This window comes from Rhizobium cerradonense, assembly GCF_030182455.1.
In the GTDB taxonomy this organism is placed as follows: Bacteria; Pseudomonadota; Alphaproteobacteria; order Rhizobiales; family Rhizobiaceae; genus Rhizobium.
The window spans coordinates 577346-599383 of the sequence record NZ_JAQJCK010000003.1; the positions used below are offsets into that span (position 1 = coordinate 577346).

Annotated in this window: 24 protein-coding genes; 10 read left to right on the forward strand and 14 right to left on the reverse strand. The window is 60.2% G+C overall.

The features are described from left to right. Positions 1 to 3 precede the first annotated feature (3 nt). Complete coding sequence (locus PH547_RS10360; RefSeq protein ID WP_104822703.1) at positions 4 to 585, forward strand: GNAT family N-acetyltransferase; 582 nt, start codon at positions 4 to 6, stop codon at positions 583 to 585. 17 nt (positions 586 to 602) lie between these two features. On the opposite strand, the gene PH547_RS10365 is transcribed toward PH547_RS10360, so the two are convergent. After that, positions 603 to 1250 carry a hypothetical protein gene (locus tag PH547_RS10365; RefSeq protein ID WP_104822704.1) on the reverse strand — a complete coding sequence of 216 codons (648 nt, stop codon included), beginning with the start codon at positions 1248 to 1250 and terminating at the stop codon, positions 603 to 605. 2 nt (positions 1251 to 1252) lie between these two features. Beyond that, positions 1253 to 1561, reverse strand: a complete 309-nt coding sequence (locus PH547_RS10370; RefSeq protein WP_285168184.1) for a DUF3572 domain-containing protein — start codon at positions 1559 to 1561, stop codon at positions 1253 to 1255. A 131-nt stretch (positions 1562 to 1692) separates the two neighbouring features. Here PH547_RS10370 and PH547_RS10375 point away from each other — a divergent pair, with 131 nt between their 5' ends. Both PH547_RS10375 and PH547_RS10380 read left to right on the forward strand, forming a co-directional pair. After that, complete coding sequence (locus PH547_RS10375) at positions 1693 to 2064, forward strand: response regulator (protein WP_007531841.1); 372 nt, start codon at positions 1693 to 1695, stop codon at positions 2062 to 2064. A gap of 15 nt (positions 2065 to 2079) precedes the next feature. Beyond that, positions 2080 to 3453 carry a PleD family two-component system response regulator gene (locus tag PH547_RS10380; protein ID WP_285168186.1) on the forward strand — a complete coding sequence of 458 codons (1374 nt, stop codon included), beginning with the start codon at positions 2080 to 2082 and terminating at the stop codon, positions 3451 to 3453. Between the two features lie 812 nt (positions 3454 to 4265). On the opposite strand, the gene rpmG is transcribed toward PH547_RS10380, so the two are convergent. From rpmG to PH547_RS10425, 9 genes are all read right to left on the reverse strand, one after another. Further along, on the reverse strand, positions 4266 to 4433 hold the full coding sequence (gene rpmG, locus PH547_RS10385; protein ID WP_003587245.1) for a 50S ribosomal protein L33: 168 nt from the start codon (positions 4431 to 4433) through the stop codon (positions 4266 to 4268). 96 nt (positions 4434 to 4529) lie between these two features. Next, entirely contained in the window at positions 4530 to 5714 is a 1185-nt protein-coding gene (locus PH547_RS10390; protein WP_104822708.1) for an MFS transporter, read from the reverse strand. 306 nt (positions 5715 to 6020) lie between these two features. Continuing rightward, positions 6021 to 6476: a DUF983 domain-containing protein gene (locus tag PH547_RS10395; RefSeq protein ID WP_104822710.1), complete on the reverse strand. Its 456-nt coding sequence runs from the start codon at positions 6474 to 6476 to the stop codon at positions 6021 to 6023. Positions 6477 to 6506: 30 nt separating this feature from the next. Beyond that, on the reverse strand, positions 6507 to 8885 hold the full coding sequence (rnr, locus tag PH547_RS10400; protein ID WP_285168188.1) for a ribonuclease R: 2379 nt from the start codon (positions 8883 to 8885) through the stop codon (positions 6507 to 6509). Next, a complete protein-coding gene (gene topA, locus PH547_RS10405) occupies positions 8882 to 11569 on the reverse strand; it encodes a type I DNA topoisomerase (RefSeq protein ID WP_285168189.1) in 2688 nt (895 codons plus the stop codon). The genes rnr and topA overlap by 4 nt, the downstream gene beginning before the upstream one ends. A gap of 240 nt (positions 11570 to 11809) precedes the next feature. After that, a complete protein-coding gene (dprA, locus tag PH547_RS10410; RefSeq protein ID WP_285168190.1) occupies positions 11810 to 12961 on the reverse strand; it encodes a DNA-processing protein DprA in 1152 nt (383 codons plus the stop codon). After that, positions 12961 to 13578, reverse strand: coding sequence for a glycerol-3-phosphate 1-O-acyltransferase PlsY (gene plsY / locus PH547_RS10415; RefSeq protein ID WP_483315537.1), 618 nt, complete (start codon positions 13576 to 13578; stop codon positions 12961 to 12963). Before plsY ends, dprA begins: the two co-directional genes overlap by 1 nt. Before the next feature lie 32 nt (positions 13579 to 13610). Beyond that, complete coding sequence (locus PH547_RS10420; RefSeq protein ID WP_285168192.1) at positions 13611 to 14900, reverse strand: dihydroorotase; 1290 nt, start codon at positions 14898 to 14900, stop codon at positions 13611 to 13613. Beyond that, a complete protein-coding gene (locus tag PH547_RS10425) occupies positions 14897 to 15853 on the reverse strand; it encodes an aspartate carbamoyltransferase catalytic subunit (RefSeq protein ID WP_283050024.1) in 957 nt (318 codons plus the stop codon). Before PH547_RS10425 ends, PH547_RS10420 begins: the two co-directional genes overlap by 4 nt. Positions 15854 to 16038: 185 nt before the next feature. Between PH547_RS10425 and PH547_RS10430 the strand changes: the two genes are divergently transcribed. Further along, positions 16039 to 17697, forward strand: a complete 1659-nt coding sequence (locus tag PH547_RS10430; protein ID WP_104825059.1) for an acyl-CoA dehydrogenase family protein — start codon at positions 16039 to 16041, stop codon at positions 17695 to 17697. Positions 17698 to 17713: 16 nt separating this feature from the next. Here PH547_RS10430 and vapC read toward each other — a convergent pair whose 3' ends face one another. Together vapC and PH547_RS10440 are read right to left on the reverse strand one after the other, a co-directional pair. Next, on the reverse strand, positions 17714 to 18112 hold the full coding sequence (gene vapC, locus PH547_RS10435; protein ID WP_104822717.1) for a type II toxin-antitoxin system VapC family toxin: 399 nt from the start codon (positions 18110 to 18112) through the stop codon (positions 17714 to 17716). Beyond that, a complete protein-coding gene (locus tag PH547_RS10440; RefSeq protein ID WP_104822718.1) occupies positions 18109 to 18309 on the reverse strand; it encodes a type II toxin-antitoxin system VapB family antitoxin in 201 nt (66 codons plus the stop codon). Before PH547_RS10440 ends, vapC begins: the two co-directional genes overlap by 4 nt. An 85-nt stretch (positions 18310 to 18394) precedes the next feature. Between PH547_RS10440 and PH547_RS10445 the strand changes: the two genes are divergently transcribed. The 4 genes from PH547_RS10445 (at position 18395) to PH547_RS10460 (ending at position 20407) form a co-directional block, all read left to right on the forward strand. Further along, positions 18395 to 19012: a GNAT family N-acetyltransferase gene (locus PH547_RS10445; RefSeq protein WP_104822719.1), complete on the forward strand. Its 618-nt coding sequence runs from the start codon at positions 18395 to 18397 to the stop codon at positions 19010 to 19012. 103 nt (positions 19013 to 19115) lie between these two features. Next, the gene (locus PH547_RS10450; protein ID WP_104822720.1) at positions 19116 to 19775 is read left to right on the forward strand and encodes a TetR/AcrR family transcriptional regulator; all 660 of its coding nucleotides are present in this window, start codon (positions 19116 to 19118) and stop codon (positions 19773 to 19775) included. A gap of 129 nt (positions 19776 to 19904) precedes the next feature. Beyond that, on the forward strand, positions 19905 to 20078 hold the full coding sequence (locus tag PH547_RS10455) for a hypothetical protein (RefSeq protein WP_199773537.1): 174 nt from the start codon (positions 19905 to 19907) through the stop codon (positions 20076 to 20078). Further along, complete coding sequence (locus PH547_RS10460) at positions 20075 to 20407, forward strand: DUF6105 family protein (RefSeq protein WP_104822721.1); 333 nt, start codon at positions 20075 to 20077, stop codon at positions 20405 to 20407. The genes PH547_RS10455 and PH547_RS10460 overlap by 4 nt, the downstream gene beginning before the upstream one ends. Here PH547_RS10460 and ruvX read toward each other — a convergent pair. Further along, the gene (gene ruvX, locus PH547_RS10465; protein ID WP_104822722.1) at positions 20344 to 20838 is read right to left on the reverse strand and encodes a Holliday junction resolvase RuvX; all 495 of its coding nucleotides are present in this window, start codon (positions 20836 to 20838) and stop codon (positions 20344 to 20346) included. The genes PH547_RS10460 and ruvX overlap by 64 nt on opposite strands. Before the next feature lie 118 nt (positions 20839 to 20956). Here ruvX and PH547_RS10470 point away from each other — a divergent pair, with 118 nt between their 5' ends. Both PH547_RS10470 and gatC read left to right on the forward strand, forming a co-directional pair. Then, positions 20957 to 21661, forward strand: coding sequence for a metal-dependent hydrolase (locus tag PH547_RS10470; protein WP_104822723.1), 705 nt, complete (start codon positions 20957 to 20959; stop codon positions 21659 to 21661). A gap of 88 nt (positions 21662 to 21749) precedes the next feature. Further along, positions 21750 to 22037: an Asp-tRNA(Asn)/Glu-tRNA(Gln) amidotransferase subunit GatC gene (gene gatC / locus PH547_RS10475; RefSeq protein WP_104822724.1), complete on the forward strand. Its 288-nt coding sequence runs from the start codon at positions 21750 to 21752 to the stop codon at positions 22035 to 22037. Position 22038 lies beyond the last annotated feature (1 nt).

The following is a 22038-nucleotide window of genomic DNA, read 5'->3' on the forward strand; positions in this document are numbered from 1 at the left end:
GAGATGTTGGAGGAATTGAAAGCGGTGCCTTTGACGGCGGATCGCTGGGGCGATTTCGAAACACTCTTCGGGCCAAGCGGCGCCTGTTATGGCTGCTGGTGCACCTATTTGCGCGTTCCGACATCCGAGCGCAAAACGATGGATGGCGGGGCGAAGAAAAAATTCATGCAGGCCCGCGTCTCAGCAGGCCCGCCACCCGGCCTTCTCGGCTATATCGGTGAGCGCCCGGTTGCCTGGACGCAGGTTGGACCGCGATCGGAACTACCGCAGTGGAATTCTCCGAAAACCGTCTCACGGCCGCTCGATCCGGAGGATGCCGAAGACAGCTCGGTCTGGGCCGTCAGTTGCTTTTTCATGAATTCGCGCGATCGCGGTAAGGGATACAGCCATCGCATGCTGTCCGAGGCGGTGAACTTCGCCAAGGCCTCTGGTGCACGCATTCTCGAGGGGTGTCCGATCGAACGGACGAAGCAATCGAAATCCGTCGGCCTCTGTGTCGGCTCGCTCCGCATATTCGAGGCGGCCGGCTTTTCCGAAGTCGCCAAACGAAAGGACGGGCGTCCCTTGATGCGCCTTGTTCTCTAATGCCGGCGCGGGCGAACTTAGCGGGCGATATGGGCGCGGATCAATGGCGCTGCCTGAGCCCAATCGTTTGCCTGGGGGATATCGGCCGCTGCGGCCGGCGCCATGCGATGGACGATCGAGTCCGGCTTCAGGTTGATGAGAAGGCAGCTTGCGAGATGGTCGCGGACCGAATGCAGATTGTGCGCCATATCGTCGACGAAGGCGACGGGCAGGGTGCGCGTGCCGTGCAATGCCTGCACGATCGGTCCCTTCGGCTGCAGCGAGGCGAGCAGCGGATGGGAAAGGCCCAGCCTGTCGAGAAGACGGCGGCGCTGCGCCCAGAACTGCGGCGGCATGGCGGTGAGGAAGACGACATCGGCGTCTTTGGAAAAGCCATCAAGGGTGTCGACGACTCGATCCAAGGGTGTCTGCCATTGTTCCTGCGCCTCGAAAAACGCGTCGATCAGACGACGGACCTCCATTTCTTCCAGCGCCTCGCCGCTTGCCTTCGAAATGACGTTGCCGGTCAGCCGGAAGGACCGCGGCAGGAATTCATGGCCTTCTCCATCGAGAAAGAGCAGGAAGGGCGCAAAGAAGTGCAGCACGACATCGTCGACGTCGCAGACGATGAGCGGCCGGTCGCCAAGGCGGACATGCGATGTGTCCAATTCGATCGGGGCATCCATCGTCAATATTCCCCTGAGGAAAGGCCGGGTGGCGAGAAGTGCGCGGATGCGGCGGCAACCGTTTCTGGCGCGATGCCGCTTGCCTGGCAGAATGCAAGCAATGTCGGCTCATGGTTCATCAAAAAATCCAGCATGCCGGCAAGAAAAGCGGGTTCGTTGATGGCGTTGCGCACCTGTGCCGGTTCGACACCGGTCAAGGCCAGGAAGCGGCCGAACATGTCCGGCTCATTGGCCAGCCAGCCAAGTACGGCGATCGCGGTTTCCTGCGGATCGGCGGCGGCCTTCTTCGAGTTCTTGAAGTTACTTTGCATTTTGAGCGGTGAGTTACCTATTTTTCAACCAAATGCCGCTAGCGTCGGATTCAAGTATTTCTGGAATCGATTTCTCGCGACGTTATATTTTCATAGAATGGATGCAATACCGGATGCAGGGACAGCTCTCCATGCCTAAGCAGGTGATGATTGTAGAAGACAACGAGCTCAATATGAAGCTCTTTCGCGATCTTATCGAGGCGTCCGGCTATACGACGATCCAGACCCGGAATGGCATGGAAGCGCTTGATCTTGCACGCAAATATCGCCCGGATCTGATCCTGATGGACATCCAGCTTCCCGAGGTTTCGGGCCTTGAGGTGACGAAGTGGCTGAAAGAGGATGACGATCTGCACGTCATTCCGGTGATCGCGGTGACCGCCTTTGCGATGAAGGGCGACGAGGAGCGAATCCGTCAGGGCGGCTGCGAAGCCTATGTTTCCAAGCCGATCTCCGTGCCGAAATTCATCGAGACCATTAAAACCTATCTGGGCGACGCCTGAGCGCGGGGAAGACTGATGACCGCGCGCATACTGGTGGTTGACGATGTGCCCGCTAACGTAAAGCTGCTCGAAGCAAGACTGCTGGCCGAGTATTTCGACGTGCTGACAGCAGAGGACGGCCTGAAGGCGCTGGCGATCTGCGACAGCACCCAGGTCGATCTCATCTTGCTCGATATCATGATGCCCGGCATGGATGGGTTCGAGGTCTGCGAGCGGCTGAAGTCCGATCCGCGCACCGCGCATATTCCCGTGGTCATGGTCACGGCGCTGGATCAGCCCGCCGACCGCGTGCGCGGCCTTAAGGCCGGCGCCGACGATTTTCTGACCAAGCCGGTAAACGATCTGCAGCTCATTTCGCGGGTCAAAAGCCTGCTGCGCCTGAAGACACTCAGCGACGAGCTGCGCATGCGCAACGAGACGGCGCGCAACTTCGGCATTGACGACCTTCTGCGCATCGGCGAAGGCCGCGCCGACGACAATGGCCATGTGTTGCTGGTCGACGGCCGCGCCAATTCGCAGGAGCGTATCATCCGTGCCCTGAAGCCGATCGCCGAGGTGACCGCAACATCCGATCCGCAGGCGGCCCTATTCGAAGCTGCGGAAAAGCCGTTCGAACTCGTCGTCGTCAATTCGAATTTCGATAATTACGACCCGCTGCGGCTTTGCTCGCAGCTCCGCTCGCTAGAGCGCACGCGCTTCCTGCCGGTGCTGCTGGTGACGGAGCAGGGGGCTGACGAGATGATCGTCCGCGCGCTCGATCTCGGTATCAACGACTATATCGTCCGCCCGCTCGATCCGAACGAGCTGGTAGCGCGCTGCCTGACGCAGATCCGCCGCAAGCGTTACAACGACCGTCTGCGCGCCAGTGTGCAGCATACGATCGAACTCGCCGTCACCGACGCGCTCACCGGGCTCAACAACAGGCGTTATCTCGACAATCACTTGAAGATTCTCTTCAATCGCTCCTTGACGCGTGGACGGCCGCTCTCGGTGCTGATCACCGATATCGATCGCTTCAAGCAGGTGAACGACACCTATGGCCACGACGCCGGTGATGAAGTGCTGAAGGAGTTTGCCGCCCGCATCCGCTCCACCGTACGCGGCGCCGATCTGGCCTGCCGCTATGGCGGTGAGGAATTCGTGGTGGTCATGCCGGATACGCCCCCCGAGGTCGCTGCCGCCGTTGCCGAGCGCCTGCGCGCTGCCGTGGAAACCACTCCGGTTACGCTGCGGGAAACAGGCACTGTGCTCAATGTCACCGCCTCTTTCGGCATTTCGTCCCGTTTGGAGACGGTCGAAACCCCCGAGCAGTTGATGAAGCAGGCCGACCGCGCCCTGTATGAGGCCAAGAATGCCGGCCGCAACAGGGTCGTCGCAGCGGCTGCTTGAGCAGGGGTGCCATCGGACTTCCCCTTAATATCCACGGGATTTTGGTAGTTTTGAACAAGGATTAAAAATTTGTAATCTTTGTTCCATAGCAATGATCGTAGATTTCCACAGGAGAATAACCCCTTTATTCTACCTCAGTAAGTTCGCAGAAGATACTTGTTATATTTTGTAGAAGACTGATGTATAGCGTGTATTTGTTGTGATATTTTTGCCATAAATGAAGTTGAAATGGCGAAAAGCTATGAGTATTCCATGCATAACATGTTTGTCACTGTGGTATGCAAATGTACTCAAATATCTGTAGCCAGAATCTGCTATGCATACGATCATTACCTCTTTAATTTTGAGATCTACTCGCTTTCCGATTGTTATTTTTTCAGGTCAACAAAGCTGAATGACGGCAGGAATTTTAACCATTCGGGCAGACAAGGATTTTTTATCATTAAGAATTTGTTGATTTTCTTTCGATTTCGCGCAAATTTAGTCCCGTACAAGGACAGGCCCGCAAGGGCGTGGGAATACCCCATGATGCTCAGGTCCGCCGCATCTCCTGGGTCGTGGGGTCGGTCGGCTGGCAAGCAATTTTAAGCGGTTCCTCGTGCCGTTTTGCAGGCTAGCCGACCCCCAATTCGAAACGCCGCCTTCCAATGGAAGCGCGGCGTTTTTCTTTGTTAATATCAGAAAGTTGAGTTTTAGGCTTTTCTGTTTTTCCGGTGCCTGCATAAGGTTTTGCACAGAAAAAGAAGGCAGCAAAAATAAAAAAGGCGCTAACCTTACGGTTGCGCCCTTTTGTAATCAGAAGTTTAGGAAACTTACTTGATCTTCGTTTCCTTGAACTCGACATGCTTCTTAGCAATCGGGTCGTACTTCGTCTTCGTCATCTTGTCCGTCATCGTACGGCTGTTCTTCGTCGTGACGTAGAAGAAACCGGTGTCGGCCGTCGACAGCAGCTTGATCTTGATGGTGGTAGCCTTGGCCATGGTCGTCCTGCCTTTAAGAAAAATGAAAGCCGTGGACGGCCAGTGCGGAGGTCCACGGCAAATTCTGGCGCGAAACTACAAATCGCGCCCGAAAAGTCAACCCCTGCTGCCCATGAAAAGCAGCCGTATCGCCGAAAGCAGGACGTAAAGTCCAAAGAAAAAGGCGATTGCCCAGGCAAAACCGCTGGGATTGGCGATATCCATAGCTGTTCCGATCGTCGGCGGACCGAGGACCATGCCGACTGCGTAACAGAAAACGAATGCCGCATTGGCGGCGACAAGGTCCGCGCCCGTCAGCCGCGTTCCGAGGTGGCTGAGGCCGACCGTATACATGCCTGAGACGCAGCCGCCCCAGAACAGCAGGATAACCGCCAGAAGTATCCAATTCGAAGCCAGCGAGGGCAATAGAAGCGCACCGACCAGTCCAATGGCTGCCATGATCGACAAAAGCGGCCGCTTGTCGCGCAAGCGGTCGGCAAGCAGGCCCAGGGGAATCTGGAAGACGAAGTTGCCGACGCCCATCACGGTCAGCAGCAGTGCGGCCTGTGATTCGTTGAAACCAAGCCGAGTCGCATAGCTGGTGAACAATGATCCGCCGCCGACGGTCACGGCGCCGAACACGAACACGGCGGCGGTCGCCGTTGGCACCAGGAAAACGTAGCGGATAAAGTGCAGCTCGGGCTTTTCGTCGACGATCGGGCTCTCGTTGCGGGCGATGAAGATCGGGATTGTCGCCGCCAGAATAATGCAGGCGCCGATGACGAAGGGCATCAGCCCTTCGCTGCCGACCAGCGAGAAAAGCAGGGGGCCGGCTGCAAAGCCGAGCGAGAAAACCGTGGAATAGAGGCCGAGCACGAAGCCGCGCTTGGAGGGCGGGGAGGCGGCGTTGATCCAGAATTCCGACAGGATGAAGAGGGTGGTGGTCGCCCCATGGAAGATCAGGCGCAGCGGGAACCACAGCAGCAGGCTTTCCGCGTAATAGAACCCGAGCGAGCTCAGCGCGGAGAGCACGACAGCCCAGATCATCGTCTGCACCACACCGAATCGGTGGGCGAGCTTCGTGGTGATCAGCGCCGCTATCATCGCGGCGATCCCCATCATTGCCGTGTTGAGCCCGATCAGGCTTGAGGGAATGCCGCGTTTTTCGAGGATGATGCTGAGAAGCGGAAGGCCGAGGCCGATGGCGATGCCGACAGCGGAAACGGACGAAATGGCGGCGACGAGCGAAGGCCAATGAATTTCTTCGACATGGCCGGCCTTGCCGTTCGTCGGTTCAAACATGAATTGATCCTTAGAGCATGTGGCGAACGAATCGTTCGCAACGCGGGAGATAGAAAGGCACGGCACGGCCAAATCCAGGTGACGGGTCGGCTTTCATGGGATCGATCATATCCTCCGCAATGATCCTTTCGACGCCCGGCATGTTCAGACAAGAAATGTCGCCGATGTCAAGCCATTGGAGATCAAGCAATTCCCGCGAATCATGAATATAGGGCGGATCGATACTGGTTCCGTCCGAAGGGAGTAACGGCGCATGCCCGCTCCCGCCGGTCGCCAAGGCTGGTGATATCAGCTCGAGGGTTTGGTTCACGAGTGGCCGTTTCCCCGATCCCATTCTTCGGGACTGTCGTCATGGCCGCCGAAGCCATGCATCCGCAGCGCCCATTGCAGGCCGATGACGCCGCCCTTGATCGGTTGAATTGCCGCCAAGGCGGTGAGCACCGTAATCGGCGCCCAGATGGCGAGATGCGCCCAGATCGGCAGATGAAAGGCCATATCCGTCAGCATGTAGCCGCCGACCACCACATGGCCGAGTACCAGGATGACCAAGTAGGGCGGCAGGTCGTCGGCACGCTGGTGGAACAGCTCCTCCTCGCAGACGGCGCAACGGTCTGCTGGTTTCAGGAACGCCTTGAAGAGCTTTCCCGAGCCGCAATGCGGACAGCGGTTCAGTAAGCCGCGGACAATCGAGCGTCCGAGCGGACGTTCAGCCTCGTCGGGGCCGCCAAAGCGGATGATTGGATCGGACGGGCTGCTCGTCATGAACCTTTCCTTCCTGCCGGCAGCCGCCGTTTATCGGCGCCCGCGCGGCGGTCTCGTTCCCGGCGCCTTGCGTGCCGGGGTCTTGTTGCGTCGCGTCGCCTTGTGGAAGGAACGCACTGCCGTTGGCATGGCGCGACCGTCGCTTAACATTTCGAAGCGCAGGGCACCCGCCAGCGGGATCGCTTCCGCAAGGCGCACCGTGACGCTGTCGCCGAGGCGGAAGCCGAGCCCCGTCTTTTCACCCGTCAGCGCCTGATGCGCCTCGTCATAGATGAAATAGTCGGAGCCGAGCGTAGATATAGGGATGAAGCCGTCAGCGCCATAGTCGGGCAGGGTGACAAAAAGTCCCGACTTGGTGACACCGCCGACCCGGGCCTCGAATTCCTCGCCGATACGCCCGACAAGATGATGCGCGATCAGCCGGTCGACCGTCTCGCGTTCGGCCGCCATGGCACGGCGCTCGAAAGTAGAAATTTCGGCGGCGATATCGTCGAGCGTTGCTTCCTCGTCCGGCGTGATACCGCCTTCGCCGAAGCTGAGCGAACCGACGAGGGCGCGATGCACGATCAGATCCGCATAGCGGCGGATCGGCGAGGTGAAATGCGCGTATTTCATCAGGTTCAGGCCGAAATGCCCGATATTGTCGGGGCTGTAGATCGCCTGGCTCTGCGAGCGCAGCACCATCTCGTTGACCATGGTCTGATGCGCCGTACCCTCGGCCTTCGCCAGGATGCCGTTGAAGCTGTTGGCGCGGACATTGCCGCCCTTGACGAGCGAGATGCCGAGCGTTGCGAGGAATTCGCGCAGCACTTCCTGCTTGGCAAGCGTCGGGCCGTCATGGATGCGATAGATCAGCACCTGCCGCTTCTTTTCCAGCGTTTCGGCAGCGGCGACATTCGCCTGGATCATCATTTCTTCGATGAGTTTGTGGGCATCGAGACGCGGCGGTACGAAGACCCGATCGACCGTCCCATCCGGCTTCAGCAGGATCTTGCGTTCGGGCATGTCGAGTTCGAGCGGCTGACGCCGGTCGCGGCCGCGCCTCATAACCTCATAGGCATGCCAGAGCGGCTTCAGGATCGGCTCCAGCATCGGTCCGGTCTTGTCGTCCGGCTTGCCGTCGATCGCCGCCTGGGCCTGTTGGTAGGAAAGCTTGGCGGCACTCTTCATCATGATGCGATGGAAGGTGTGGCCCGCCTTGCGGCCTTCCTTGGAAAAGATCATCCGCACGGCAAGCGCAGGGCGGTCGACGCCTTCCTTGAGGGAGCAGAGATCGTTGGAGATGCGCTCCGGGAGCATCGGCACGACGCGATCAGGAAAATAGACCGAATTGCCGCGCTTCAGCGCCTCCCGATCCAGCGCGGAGCCGGGGCGGACATACCAGGAGACATCCGCGATGGCGACAGTGACGATCACGCCGCCGGGATTGTCGGGCGAGGGGTCCAGCTCGGCATAGACCGCATCGTCATGGTCCTTGGCGTCGGCCGGATCAATGGTGATCAGCGGCAGGCTGCGCCAATCTTCGCGATGCGACATGGTGGCGGGCTTGGCGGCGTCCGCCTCGGCGATGGCGGCCTGCGGGAAGACATGCGGGATGCCATGCGCATGGATGGCGATCATCGAAATCGCCTTTTCCGAAGCGACGGAGCCCACGATCGACAGCACCTTGGCGCGAGGTAGCCCGAAACGGCCGAGACGGGCAACTTCGACCTCGACCAGATCGCCTTCCTTGGCGTCGCCGGTATAATCCGGATCGATGACCATTTCCTCGCCGCGCCGCTCGATCGGCAGCAGCCGCCCGCCGCCGCCCGGCGTCTCGCGAAAGACGCCCATGGTTGCGGCCAGACGCTTGTCGATAACCCTGATGATGCGCGCGGTATAAGCCGGCCCGCCGCGATCGACAGCCGGAAATATCTTAGCGAGGATGCGGTCGCCCATGCCGGCAACCGGAGCCTTGCCCTTGCCGTTGCGACCGGCGGGGGAAGAGGACTGCTTGATCATCACGGCCGGCGCGACGCCGTTTTCCTCCGGCCATTCGGTCGGACGGCCGATCAGCTCGCCATCCTTGTCGCGCGTGGTGATATCGAGGACGGCGATCGGCGGCAGCGCTCCCGGGCGGATGAGCGACTTGCGGCTCTTCTGCACCATGCCGTCTTCTTCAAGCTCGCGCAGGAGGTTCTTGAGCTCGACGCGGCTCTCGCCCTTTAATCCAAAGGCCTTGGCAAGCTCGCGCTTGGAAGCCTGTTGCGGGTGATCGGCGATGAAGCGCAGGAGGACTTCGCGCGGCGGCAAAACGCCGTGCACGATCGCCATCATCGGTTCCGCATCGCCGCTGTTTTTCGCCGCACGACCAGTCTTGCCGGGGCGTCGCTCCGACGATGAATTCCTGCCGCGCGGTTCTCTGCTCACTCTGCGCTCTTCTTTGTCGTCTTGGTTGTTTTCGCCTTGGCCGGAGCCTTTGCAGCCGCCTTTGCCTTCGGTTTGGCGGCAGTCTTCGTCGTCTTGGTGGCGGCAGCCGCGGTCTTGGCCTTGGCCGGCGCTCTGGCCGACTTCCCGCCGCCGGATTTACCGGCTTTCGCCGCGATCAGCTCCAGCGCCTCTTCAACCGTGATTGCCTGCGGATCCTTGCCTTTCGGCAAGGTCGCATTGACTTTGCCCCAGTTCACATAGGGTCCGTATTTGCCGTCGCGAACGGTGATCGAGCCGCCGTCGGGATGTTCGCCGAGGTCCTTCAGCGCCGCTGGCGTGCCGCCGCGGCTTCCTCCGCCGCCGGCCTTGCTCTGCTTTTCAGCAAGAACGGTCACGGCGCGGTTGAGGCCGACGGTGAAAACGTCTTCGACGGACTCGAGATTGGCGTAGCTGCCGTCATGCAGCAGAAACGGCCCGTAGCGGCCGATGCCGGACGAGATCATCTTGCCGCTTTCCGGATGCTTGCCGATATCGCGCGGAAGCGAGATCAGCGCCATGGCCTTTTCATAGTCGATATCCTCGGGCTTCCAGCCCCTCGGCAGCGACGCACGCTTGGCTTCCTTGCCGTCGCCGCGCTGGATATAGGGCCCGAAGCGACCGGAGCGCAGCGTCAGCTCTTCGCCGGTGACCGGATCGGTGCCGAGCGCCTTCGGTTCGTTCAACCCGCTGGCTTCAGCCTCCGCGCCGGCTTCCGAGGAGAGTTGGCGCGTGTAGTTGCATTCCGGATAGTTCGAGCAGCCGATGAAGGCGCCGTATTTGCCGAGCTTCAGCGACAGGTTGCCCGTGCCGCAGACCTGGCAGATACGCGGATCGCTGCCATCTTCCCGCTTCGGGAAGACCAGTGGAGCAAGCGCTTCGTTCAGCGCGTCGAGCACATTGGTGACGCGCAGTTCCTTTGTATCCTCGATCTGGGCGAAGAAATCGCGCCAGAAGTCGCGCAACACGTCCTTCCAGTTCAATTCGCCGGCGGAGATACGATCGAGCTTCTCTTCGAGATCGGCGGTGAAGTCGTATTCGACGTATTTCGTGAAGAAGCTTTCGAGGAAGGCGGTAACGAGCCGGCCCTTGGCCTGCGGCACCAGCTTGCGCTTGTCGATCGTGACATAGTCGCGATCGCGCAGCGTCGCCAGCGTCGCAGCATAAGTCGATGGGCGGCCGATGCCGAGCTCTTCCATCTTCTTGATCAGCGATGCTTCCGAATAGCGGGGCGGCGGCTCTGTGAAATGCTGCGTCGAATTGATCTTCTGCTTGGCGAGATTTTCGCGCGCATTGATCTCCGGCAGGCGGCCATCCTCGTCGTCGGCATCGTCGCTCTGCTCGCCGTCTTCCTTCTGGTCGGTATAGGCGGCGATGAAGCCGTCGAAGCGGATGACCGAGCCGACAGCGCGCAAGCCCGCCTTCTGGCCGGCATTGTCAGCCAGGATTTCCACGGTGGTCCGCTCGATCTCGGCCGAGGCCATCTGGCTCGCGATACCGCGCTTCCAGATGAGATCGTAGAGCCTGATCTGGTCGGCATCGAGGAATTTGCGCACGCGATCCGGTGAACGATCGAAATCGGTCGGGCGGATCGCCTCGTGCGCTTCCTGGGCATTCTTCGCCTTGGTCGAGTAGAAGCGTGCCTTTTCCGGCAGGTAGCGATTGCCGAACTGATCGGCGATGGAGCGCCGTGCTGCGTCAATCGCCTCCGGCGCCATCTGCACGCCGTCCGTACGCATATAGGTGATGAGACCGACGGTCTCGCCACCGATATCGACACCCTCATAGAGCTTCTGCGCGATCTGCATCGTGCGGGATGCCGAGAAGCCGAGCTTGGAGGAGGCGGCCTGCTGCAGGGTGGACGTGGTGAATGGCGGGCTCGGATTGCGCTTGACCGGCTTTGCCTCGACCGTGTCAACAACATAGGCGGCACCTTCCAGCAGCGCTTTCAGCGTGCCGGCCTCTTCGCCATTGCCGATCGAGCGCGGCTGCAGGCGCTTGCCGTTGGCGGCGACGAGCCGCGCTTCGAATTCGTCACCGCGCGGTGTCTTCAAGATCGCCGAGAGATTCCAGTATTCCTCGGAGATAAAACGTTCGATCTCCGACTCGCGGTCGCAGACGAGGCGCAAGGCCACCGACTGCACGCGGCCGGCCGAGCGGGCGCCCGGCAGCTTGCGCCACAGCACCGGCGACAGATTGAAGCCGACGAGATAGTCGAGGGCGCGGCGGGCAAGATAGGCGTCGACCAGCGGCACGTCGATATCGCGCGGCTCGGCCATCGCGTCGAGCACGGCCTTCTTAGTGATGGCGTTGAAGACGACGCGCTTTACGGGCTTGCCGTTGATGACGCGCTTCTTGTTTAATAGGTCGAGCACGTGCCAGGAAATCGCTTCGCCTTCGCGATCCGGGTCGGTCGCGAGAATCAAGCCGTCGGAGGATTTCACTGCGTCGGCAATGTCCTTGATGCGCTTTTGCGAAGCGCCATCGACTTCCCAGAGCATCTCGAAGTCTTGCTCGGGAAGGACCGAGCCGTCCTTGGCAGGCAGGTCGCGCACATGGCCGAAGGAAGCAAGAACCTTATATCCGGGTCCCAGATATTTATTGATTGTCTTGGCCTTGGCAGGCGATTCCACCACTACAACGTTCATCATCAATCTCTGAATGCGAGGTCGCGCCGGAAAAAGGCGCGGGAGAGACGGGGTATTTCGTTTCCCCGGCCTTCCGACATGGACAGGGAATTCGCCGCGGTCAAGAGGCGAAGTCGATTTTTGCGGTCAGCGCGGCGATGCGATCCTTGCAAGATGGCATCTATGCTACAATCCTGAATAAGCGCCTTTGGACGCTCCCCGTAGGTTCTGGTCATCATATCGGAACAGCCGGCAACACTTTCAATCCAGCATCGAGATCGACACCAGTCCGCCGGGATGCCGATGCAACCGGCCGGCCATGTCGAGTTCGAGAAGCACGGAATGAACGGAGGACACCGACTGGCCGGTATGCCGGATGATATCGTCGATTTCCACCGGCGTCGGCCCGAGTGCGTCGATGATCTCCCAGCGCTCCGTATCGTCCGGTGGCAAGGACAGCGGTTTGTCGTTCTTTTCAGCGGGCGCTTCGGCAAGCTGCGGGCGGAAAAGATCGGGCTCGGCGAGAGGCCTCAGCGCCTCGATGACGTCATCCGGACTGGTCACGATCATCGCGCCATCCTTCAGCAAACCATTGGTGCCCTCGCAGCGTGGATCGAGCGGAGAGCCCGGCACGGCAAATACCAGCCGGCCGAATTCGCCCGCGAGCCGCGCGGTGATCAGCGAGCCGGAGCGCGTTGCCGCCTCGACCACGACGACGCCCAGTGAGATGCCTGCTATCAGCCGATTGCGGCGTGGGAAATCGCGTGCGCGCGGTTCCCAGCCGAACGGCATTTCGCTGACGGCGAGTCCATTGCCGTCCCATATTTCATGCAAGAGGCCGACATTTTCGGGCGGGTAAGGCTGGTCGAGCCCGCCGGCCATGGCGGCGATAGTACCGGTTTCCAGGCTGGCGCGGTGAGCTGCCGTGTCGATGCCGCGGGCAAGGCCCGAGACCACGGCATAGCCGGCCTGACCGCAAGCGCGAGCGATCATCGCTGTGAACTTGGCGCCGCTGATCGAGGCATTGCGTGAACCGACGATGCCGATCGCCGGGCGAGTTGCCGTCGGCATGCTGCCTTTGACAGCAAGCAGCGGCGGCGCACCATCGATCTCCCTCAGCGCCTGCGGATAATCCGGTTCGCCGATACCGACGAAGCGCGCGCCGAAACGATCCGCGGCCTCCAGTTCGCGCAGTGCATCCTGCTCGCTGGCAATGCGGATCGCCCGCGTCGAGCCGCCGCGCTGCGACAGCTCCGGCAACGCGGCGAGTGCGGCTTCGGCTGAGCCGTAGTGACGGATAAGGTCGCGAAAGGTGGAGGGGCCAACATTGTCGGAGCGGATCAGGCGGAGCCAGGCTATCCTTTGTTTTTCCGTCAGCGCAATTCCGGTTCGTCCTGCGCTGCCTCTTCCCATTACCCCTTCGCTCCGATCTTGGTTTCCGTGCCGGCGGTCAGCCGGGCAATATTGGCTCTGTGCTTGTACCAGGCGATGACGGTCATCAGCGCCATGGCTGCGGCGATCTTGTCGGCTCCCAATATCCATAATGCAACCGGAATGACAAGGGTTGCAACCAATGCGGAGAGGGAGGAGTAGCGCGTGGTAAAGGCGATGACCAGCCAGATGATGGAGAAGATCAGCGCCATCAACGGAGCGAGGCCCAGGAGAATACCCAGGTAGGTCGCAACACCCTTGCCGCCCTTGAAGCCGATCCAGACCGGAAAGATGTGGCCGATGAAGGCGGCAAAGCCGGCGAGCACGCCCGCATCCTCACCGAAGAAATGCGAGACGATCAACACTGCGACCGTTCCCTTGAAGGCATCGAGTAGCAGCGTTGCTGCCGCCAGCGGCTTATTGCCGGTGCGCAGCACATTGGTCGCACCGATATTGCCGGAGCCGATCTTGCGGACGTCGCCGAGGCCGGCCATGCGCGTCAGAACCAGGCCGAAGGGGATAGAGCCGAGCAGGTAGCCGATGACAATAGCCGCCAGCGCCGTTGGCAGGGTCAACTGCCATGTCCAGAAATCCGCCATCACTTTCTATTCCCCATAAGCCTCAGCTTTGCCTAGAGACTGTGAACCAACTTGCCCGCGACATAGGTCGCGACCGCCCTGCCGGTCATTCTTGCGTCTTCGAACGGTGTATTCTTCGAGCGCGACAGAAGCATGTCTTTGGCAACAAGCCAAGGCTCGTCGAGATCGATCAAGGTGATATCCGCCTTTGCACCCGGCTTCAGCGTGCCGGCATCAAGACCGAAGATCTGCGCCGGCCGGGTTGAAAGGGCGTCGATCAGCCGCATGAGGCTGACTTCGCCGCTGTGATGCAGGCGAAGTGCGGCGGCAAGCAGCGTCTCCAGCCCGATCGCCCCGTCCTCAGCCTCTCCGAAAGGCAGGCGCTTGGTATCCACATCCTGCGGGTCGTGCGACGAGACGATGATGTCGATGGTGCCGTCCGCAAGCGCCTCGATCATGGCCGTGCGATCATCCTCGGAGCGCAGCGGCGGATAGAGCTTGAAGAAGGTGCGGTATTCGCCGATGTCGTTTTCGTTGAGCGCCAGATTGTTGATCGAGATGCCGCAGGTGACCTTTGCGCCACGAGAGCGTGCAAGACGGATGGCCTCTGCCGATTCCGGCACGGAGATCATCGCTGCGTGATAGTGGCTGCGGGTCAGCGTCGCGATCCTGAGGTCGCGTTCCAGCGGGATGAGTTCGGTTTCCCTCGGAATACCGGATAGCCCGAGCCAGCTTGCCAGCAGCCCCTCATGCATCACGCCGTTGGCGCCGAGATATTTGTCGCGGGTCTCGCAGGAGACGACCGCGCCGAATTCGCGCGCATAGGTCATGATGCGGCGCAGGACCTGCGTGTCGTAGACGCCGGAATGCGCATCGGTGAAGACCACGGCGCCGGCCTCCCTGAGGAGACCGATTTCCGTCATCTCTTCGCCGGCAAGCCCCTTGGTAATCGCCGCTGCCGGATAGACATTGACGACGGCCGTATCGCGCGCCGTCTTCTTAACAAATTCGACCAGGGCGATGTCGTCGATGACGGGATCAGTGTCCGGCATCATGATGAAGGAGGTCACGCCGCCGGCTGCCGCCGCACGGCTCGCCGAAGCGATGGTCTCGCGATGTTCGCCGCCGGGCTCGCCGACATGGACGCGGGCGTCGACAAGGCCGGGCACGGCGACGAGGCCAGTGCAATCCCGGATCTCGGCGCCCTTCGGCACGGCATGCCTATGCGCGTCCTTGCCGGCAGAGAGGATGACGCCGTTTTCGACGATGATCATGCCGACTTCATCGAGATTGCGCGAGGGATCGATGATACGGACGTTCTGGAGGACGATAGAGTTGCTCATGCGCCAGCTCCCTCGGTGCGCGGTCCCTGGTTTTGCGAGATCAGCAGCGCCTCCATGACCGCCATGCGCACCGCGACACCCATTTCCACCTGTTCGGCGATGACGCTTTGCGGTCCGTCGGCCACCTCGGAGGCAATCTCGACACCGCGGTTCATCGGACCGGGATGCATGACAAGTGCATCCTCCTTGGCCGCCTTCAATGTCTCGGCATCGAGCCCATAGAAATGATAGTATTCCCGCACCGACGGCACGAAGGCACCGGACATGCGCTCGCGTTGCAGCCGCAGCATCATCACCACATCGGCGTCCTTCAGTCCTTCCTTCATCGAATGGAAGATCTCGACGCCCATGTCGGCGATCCCGGCGGGCAGCAGCGTGGCGGGAGCCACGACCCGGATACGCGCACCCATGGCATTCAGCAGCAGGATATTGGAGCGTGCGACACGCGAATGCAGCACGTCGCCGCAGATCGCGACGATGATGCGCGAAAGCTTGCCCTTGGCGCGGCGAATGGTCAGTGCGTCGAGCAGCGCCTGCGTCGGATGCTCATGCTGGCCGTCGCCAGCATTGACGACGGAGCAGGAGACCTTTTGCGCCAGCAGCGAGGCAGCACCGGCGCTGGAGTGGCGGATGACGAGGACATCGGGACGCATGGCGTTCAGTGTCATCGCCGTGTCGATCAGCGTTTCGCCCTTCTTTACGGAGGAATTGCCGACCGACATGTTCATGACGTCGGCGCCGAGCCGCTTGCCGGCCAGTTCGAAGGATGCTTGCGTGCGGGTCGAGGCTTCGAAAAAGAGATTGATCTGCGTCAGCCCGCGAAGCGTCGATGTCTTCTTTTCGCGCTGCCGGCTGATCTTCACTGCCTCGTCGGCCTTGTCGAGAAGATAGGTGATATCTTGTTCGGTGAGGCCCTTGATGCCGATGAGGTGGCGGTGGGGGAAGAAGAACATGACGCTGCCCTCCGGATTTCGTCAGGGGGTCTATAAAGAGGGAGCGCCTCAGGGGCAAGCGCGGGCTTTCGTTACGCCCGCGTGTTCCCCATGCAATTTCGCTCGAATCCCGCTACAGCAGCTATGCTGTTGGGAGACGAAAGTTCCAGTTTCCTTTTGCAACCCTCTTGCTCTACAAGCGATCCATGACCCAACCGACCCGGACTGACGACACATTTGCCGAACTGAACCAGCCGAGCCTCTGGTCCGGCATCAATGCCTATCGTTCCGATCCGCTGATCGTCGATTTGACGTCCGGTCTGCCGCGCTCGACGCGCGAAGATCTGGAGCAGATGGGCCGTTATGTCACCTCGCATGAGGCGCAGGAACTGGCGCGCATGGCGAACCAGGGCGCGCCGCAACTGCGCACCCACGGCCCGCGTGGCGAACGGCTGGATGTGGTCGAGTTTCATCCGGCCTGGCATGCGCTGATGCGCCGCTCCATGGCGTCGGGCCTGCATTCCTCGATCTGGGATCCGCAGGCAGACCCGGAGGCCAAGGGCCAGTCGCACAAGGTCCGCGCCGCGCGCTTCTATCTGACCGCACAATTGGAATGCGGCCATCTCTGCCCGCTGACCATGACCAGCGCCTCGGTCGCGGCAATGATGGCATCTCCGGCCGTGCAGAAGGATTGGGCGCCGAAGATTCTCTCGCGCAAATATGATTCGTCCAACAAACCAGCCATGCAGAAAAGCGCCGTCACCATCGGCATGGGCATGACGGAAAAGCAGGGCGGCACGGACGTGCGCGCCAACAAGACGAGCGCCGATAAGGTCAGCGATGGCATCTATCGGCTTTCGGGCCACAAATGGTTCATGTCGGCCCCGATGAGTGACGCCTTCATCATGCTGGCGCAGACCAAGGATGGCATGGGTTGCTTCCTGGTGCCGCGTCTCCTCGAAGACGGTTCCGCCAACGGCCTGCAGTTCCAGCGGTTGAAGGACAAGCTCGGCAATCGCTCGAACGCGTCCTCCGAAGTCGAGTTCAGCGATACCTTCGGCTTCCTGCTCGGCGCGCCGGATGGCGGCATTCGCACCATTCTCGATATGGTGACGCTGACGCGCCTCGATTGTGCACTAGCATCCGCCGGCATCATGCGTGCCTCGCTCGCTGAAGCTGTGCATCATGCCCGCGGCCGCAGCGTCTTCGGCAAGATGCTGGTCCATCAGCCGATCATGACGCGCGTACTTGCCGATATGGCGCTCGATGTCGCCGCGGCGACCGCACTCGCCTTCCGCTTGGCGGAGGCCTTCGACAAGGCAAGCAGCAGCAGCGAAGATGCCGCCTATGCCCGCGTCATGACGCCGGTTGCCAAATATTGGTGCTGCAAGATCGCGCCCGCGCTGATCTACGAGGCGATGGAGTGCATCGGCGGCAGCGGCTATATCGAGGAGCGCCCGATCGCCCGGCATTACCGCGAGGCGCCGGTCAATGCGATCTGGGAAGGCTCCGGCAACGTCATGGCGCTCGACGTGCTGCGCGTTCTGAACCGGGGCAGGGATCTGTTCGAAACCGTCTTTGCCGGCCTTGCCCGCGACCTCGGCCCGGCCGGCAAGAAAACCATCGATGTTTTACGCGCCGCCATGGCGCTTTGCGAACAGGACGAAGGAGCAGCCCGCCTCTTGATCGAGCAGATGGCACTGGCCGCCGGCGCCGCCGAACTCTATCGCCTGGGCGCAGGCAAGATCGCCGATGCTTTCATAGAAACCCGCCTTGCGGGCGGCTGGCGCGCCACCTACGGCATGCTGGATGCCCGCTTCGATGCGAGCTACATCGTCGATTTGTTGTATCCGCCGGCGACTTGATTGCCCCGGCTCGGATTTATCCAGCTATTTGTAGACCGAGATGCTCAGACATTGGATCGAAATCCCGATCATCGTGAAGAAGCACGTGCCCTTCCTCGATGCAGAACGTGCCGATGATGACGTCTATGGTTTTTCGTACAGTAATTCCACGCTCTCGTAGAAAACGATAGTTGCGTGCCGCTTTGACTGCAAATGCATCGTTCAGCATCGGTCGAACCGTAAATTGGCGAAGACTTCTTTCGATTAGAGCCGCATGCCGATCACCACGGGCACCCTGAAGAACTTCGAGAAGTATAAGATCTCCAACCAAAATATCGGGAGGTCCTGCTGCTATCATATTTCGGAGACGACGCACGGCTTCCGTCTCTGCGTCGCGCAAAAGGGAAATCCAAACAGAGCTATCAACGACGATCACTGTTGTCGATCTCTTCGCATCTCTTCCAGATCGCCTTCCCATCCAAGCCCTGCAAGGTCCTCGAGCGCTCGTCTCTGGCGATGCCAACGAACTACACTCCGCAGAGCTTCCTCAACGGTCGCTTTTTTTGTCGACTGTCCTGTCGCAGCCATTGCTTCTGCGATTAGCGCGTCATCAATTTCTATATTTGTTCGCATTTGCAATCTCGTGTGTATGCCAATAAAGAATTATACACATCGATCCCTGGGATCGCAAACGCGAAAGCAGCCATTGAGGGTATCCATGATCAATCTCCGCCCGGTCCAACCCGATGACATCGATCAGCTCTATATCATCTCCCTGGTCACCGGCGATGCCGGCATGGATGCCACGGCGCTCCATCGTGATGGACGGCTGATAGGGCATATTTATTCGGTGCCCTATGCGACCCTTAGCCCGGAAACCGTTTTCGTCGCCGAAGATGGGGAGGGTGTCTGCGGCTATATTGCCGGGGTCTTCGATACGGTTGCTTTCGAGGAAAGGCTGGAACGTGAGTGGTGGCCGGCGCTGCGCAAACGCTATGCGGAGCCATCCGGCGATGCTTCGACCTGGGATGCGGATCAGCAGAGAAGCTTTACGATCCACCATCCGAAGCGAGCGCCCACGGCTCTTACCGATCCGTTCCCGGCGCATATTCATATGAATCTTTTACCGCGCACGCAGGGGCAGGGCATCGGTAGCGCGCTTCTCGACAGATGGCTTTCCAATGCCCGCACCCAAGGCGTCAAGGGCGTGCATCTGGGGGCAAATATCGGTAACCACAATGGCATGCGCTTCTGGGCATCGCGCGGATTTTCCCGGCTGGAACTGCCGCCAGAATTGACATCGCAGACCACCGTCTGGTTCGGCCAATCTCTCTAATCTGTGGATTGCACAGCTTTAACTCTGTCGAAGTTCATCGGCTCGTTGTTCCCTTCTGTGCGGCTTGTTATTCACCGTCTGGTGACAGGTTGGGGCCGAGATAATGCCAAGCGCAAACGCCGTTTTGAGAAAACCGATCGAAACACCCGCCGAGCCGGAGAAGCGGGTGCGCAACCGCGCCGCCACCGAGCAGGCGATCCTGGATGCTGCGAAACGGCTGCTGGCGGAGGAAGGCTTCCAGAATTTCGGCATCAACGCGGTTGCCCGCGGTGCCGGCTGCGACAAGCAATTGATCTATCGCTACTATGGCGGTCTCGATGGCCTGGTGGAGGCGATCGGCACCGATCTCGGAAGCTGGGTGACGGATCGCATTCCCGACGATACCGGCGGCATGTTCCTGCTGACCTATGGCGACCTGATGGAACGATTGGCCCTGCTTTTCCTCGATGCATTGCGCGCCGATCCGCTGATGCGCCGCATCGTCGCGTGGGAGGTGTCCGAAAATACCGAGCAGGTGCGGCGGCTGTCGGAAGCCCGCTCGAAAGCGCTGGCTGGCTGGATAGAGCGCATGCGCGGCTCGCTTACACCGCCGAAGGGGATCGATGCGATCGGCGTCAATGCCATGATCTTCGCCGCCATCCAGCATCTCGTGCTTTCGGCGACCGTCAGCGGCCAATGCGCCGGTCTTGCCCTGAAAACGTCGAAGGACTGGGAGAAGGCCGCTACCGCCCTGAAGCGGATCGTGCGCGGCGTTTACGGCTGACATTTCAGCCGCGCAGGAGATATCCACAGCCGCGCCTGGGCGTTAACCTTAACAAATGGTTTACATTGCGCCGCAACGGTTAACTGGCCACTGTAGGTGGATAAATTGTTAACCACCGAGCGTGCAGCCATGGGGTCGAGACCCGCAAAAATCGTGTTCCTTGTCGCGGCGATGATGTTCTTCGCCGTACTGGCACTCGACATAGCGGTACCGGCACTGGTTTTGAGCGCCATGGCACTGTCGAACTGGCTTGTCCTTTCGACTGAAGCGACGCAATACCCGCGTCGAAGGGAAACCGCATGAAGTGGTTGCTGATATGCTGGGCCGCACCCGTCTCGTTTCTCGGGGCGTGGTACTATCTTTCCTACTACGACATGAGTTTCGGCGTCTTCATGTTCACGCGGCAGATGCACGATCTCGTTTTTGATATCTACGGCAAGATCCTCGGCATCCCGCCCGAAACCATTCCGCCGCTGGTCGCCCGCGCCATCGCTTTCGACAGCCTGCTGGTCTTCGCCATCATAGGCTTCCGCAAGCGCGCCGTTATCCTGGAATGGTGGAAGAGCCGTCAGGTCTCGAGATCGGGAAAAACCGGCCTGCCGAGTGCCGAAAGCCTGTCCAAGGCGCCCTGAAGAATGAAGCTTGCGGCTGCCGAGTCGATGCGCTCGGCGCGTTTCGCACGCGAGACGTCCATTTCCAGCAGCGCCCGCTCAGCGGCGACCGTCGACAGCCGCTCATCCCAGAAGACGAAGGGCAGGTCGGTCTTGTCAGCCATGCTGCGCACGAAGGCCCGTGTCGCCTGCACGCGCGGCCCTGCCGAACCATCCATGTTCATCGGCAGGCCGATGACGAAGGCCGCGACTTTCTCCTTTTCAGCGAAGGAAAGCAGCACCTGCGCATCCTGGGTGAACTTCACACGCTTGATCACCGGGCGCGGCGTGGCAAACCGCCGGCCGAGATCGGACATGGCGAGCCCGATGGTCTTGGTGCCGAGATCGAGCCCGGCGATCGGCTGGCCGGGCAGGAGCATCACGGCGAGGTCTTCGATGGTCAGCGTCGTCATCAGGCTATCGTCCCCCGTCAAAACAAATTGAAGTCCGCACCGCTTTTCTTTGTGACGGTTTCGGATATGTCCTAAGACACCAGTCTTGCATTAGAAATCAAGTATTAAGGAGAAATCCATGAAGATCACTTGGCTCGGCCACTCCGCCTTTCGCATCGAAACGGCCAAGGCCAAAATCCTTATCGATCCGTTCCTGACCTATAATTCGTCCTTTGCCGGCCTCGATATGAAGGACGCCACCGCGGGCATCACCCACATCCTCTTGACCCATGGTCATGGCGATCACGTCGGCGACACTATTCAGATCGCCAAGGACACCGGCGCCGTCGTTCTCGCCAATGCCGATCTCGCCGCCTGGCTCGGCAGCAAGGGTGTCGAGAAGCTGGAAATGGGCAATACCGGCGGCACCATCTCTTTGGGTAGCTTCTCGGCGACCTTCACCAACGCGCTGCACTCCTCTGCCCAACTCACTGAGGACGGTGTTTCGCATTCTCTCGGCAACGCGAACGGCCTGATGCTGCATTTCGACGACGAGCCGACGCTGTTCCACATGGGCGATACGGACATCTTTTCCGATATGGCCCTGATCAACGAACTGCATCAGCCTGATATCGGCATCGTGCCGATCGGTGACCGCTTCACCATGGGCGGCGCGGTTGCCGCGCTCGCCTGCCAGCGCTACTTCAACTTCAAGACCGCCATTCCCTGCCACTACGGCACTTTCCCGATCATCGACCAGACGCCGGAAAAGTTCATCGCCGGCCTGGAAGGTTCGAAGACGGCCGTCGCGGCACCGAAGCCGGGCGGCAGCGTTTCCGCCTGACAAAAGTACGTTGCGTATGGCGGACATGGCCTTTATAGCGTGGTGAAAATCAATTGTTTGTTGATTAATCAACTATCCGGAGAATGCCATGTCCGTCGATCTCGCCACCGTCAAACGCGTCGCCCATCTTGCGCGTATCGCCGTCAATGAGGACGAAGCACAGCGGATGATGGGCGAGTTGAACGGCATTCTGGGCTTCGTCGAGCAGCTTTCCGAAGTGAATGTCGATGGTGTAGAAGCCATGACCTCCGTCACGCCGATGGCGATGAAGAAGCGGACGGATGGTGTCACCGATGGCAGCAAGGCCTCCGACATCGTCGCCAATGCGCCGAATACCGATCAGAATTTCTTCCTCGTTCCCAAAGTTGTTGAATAAC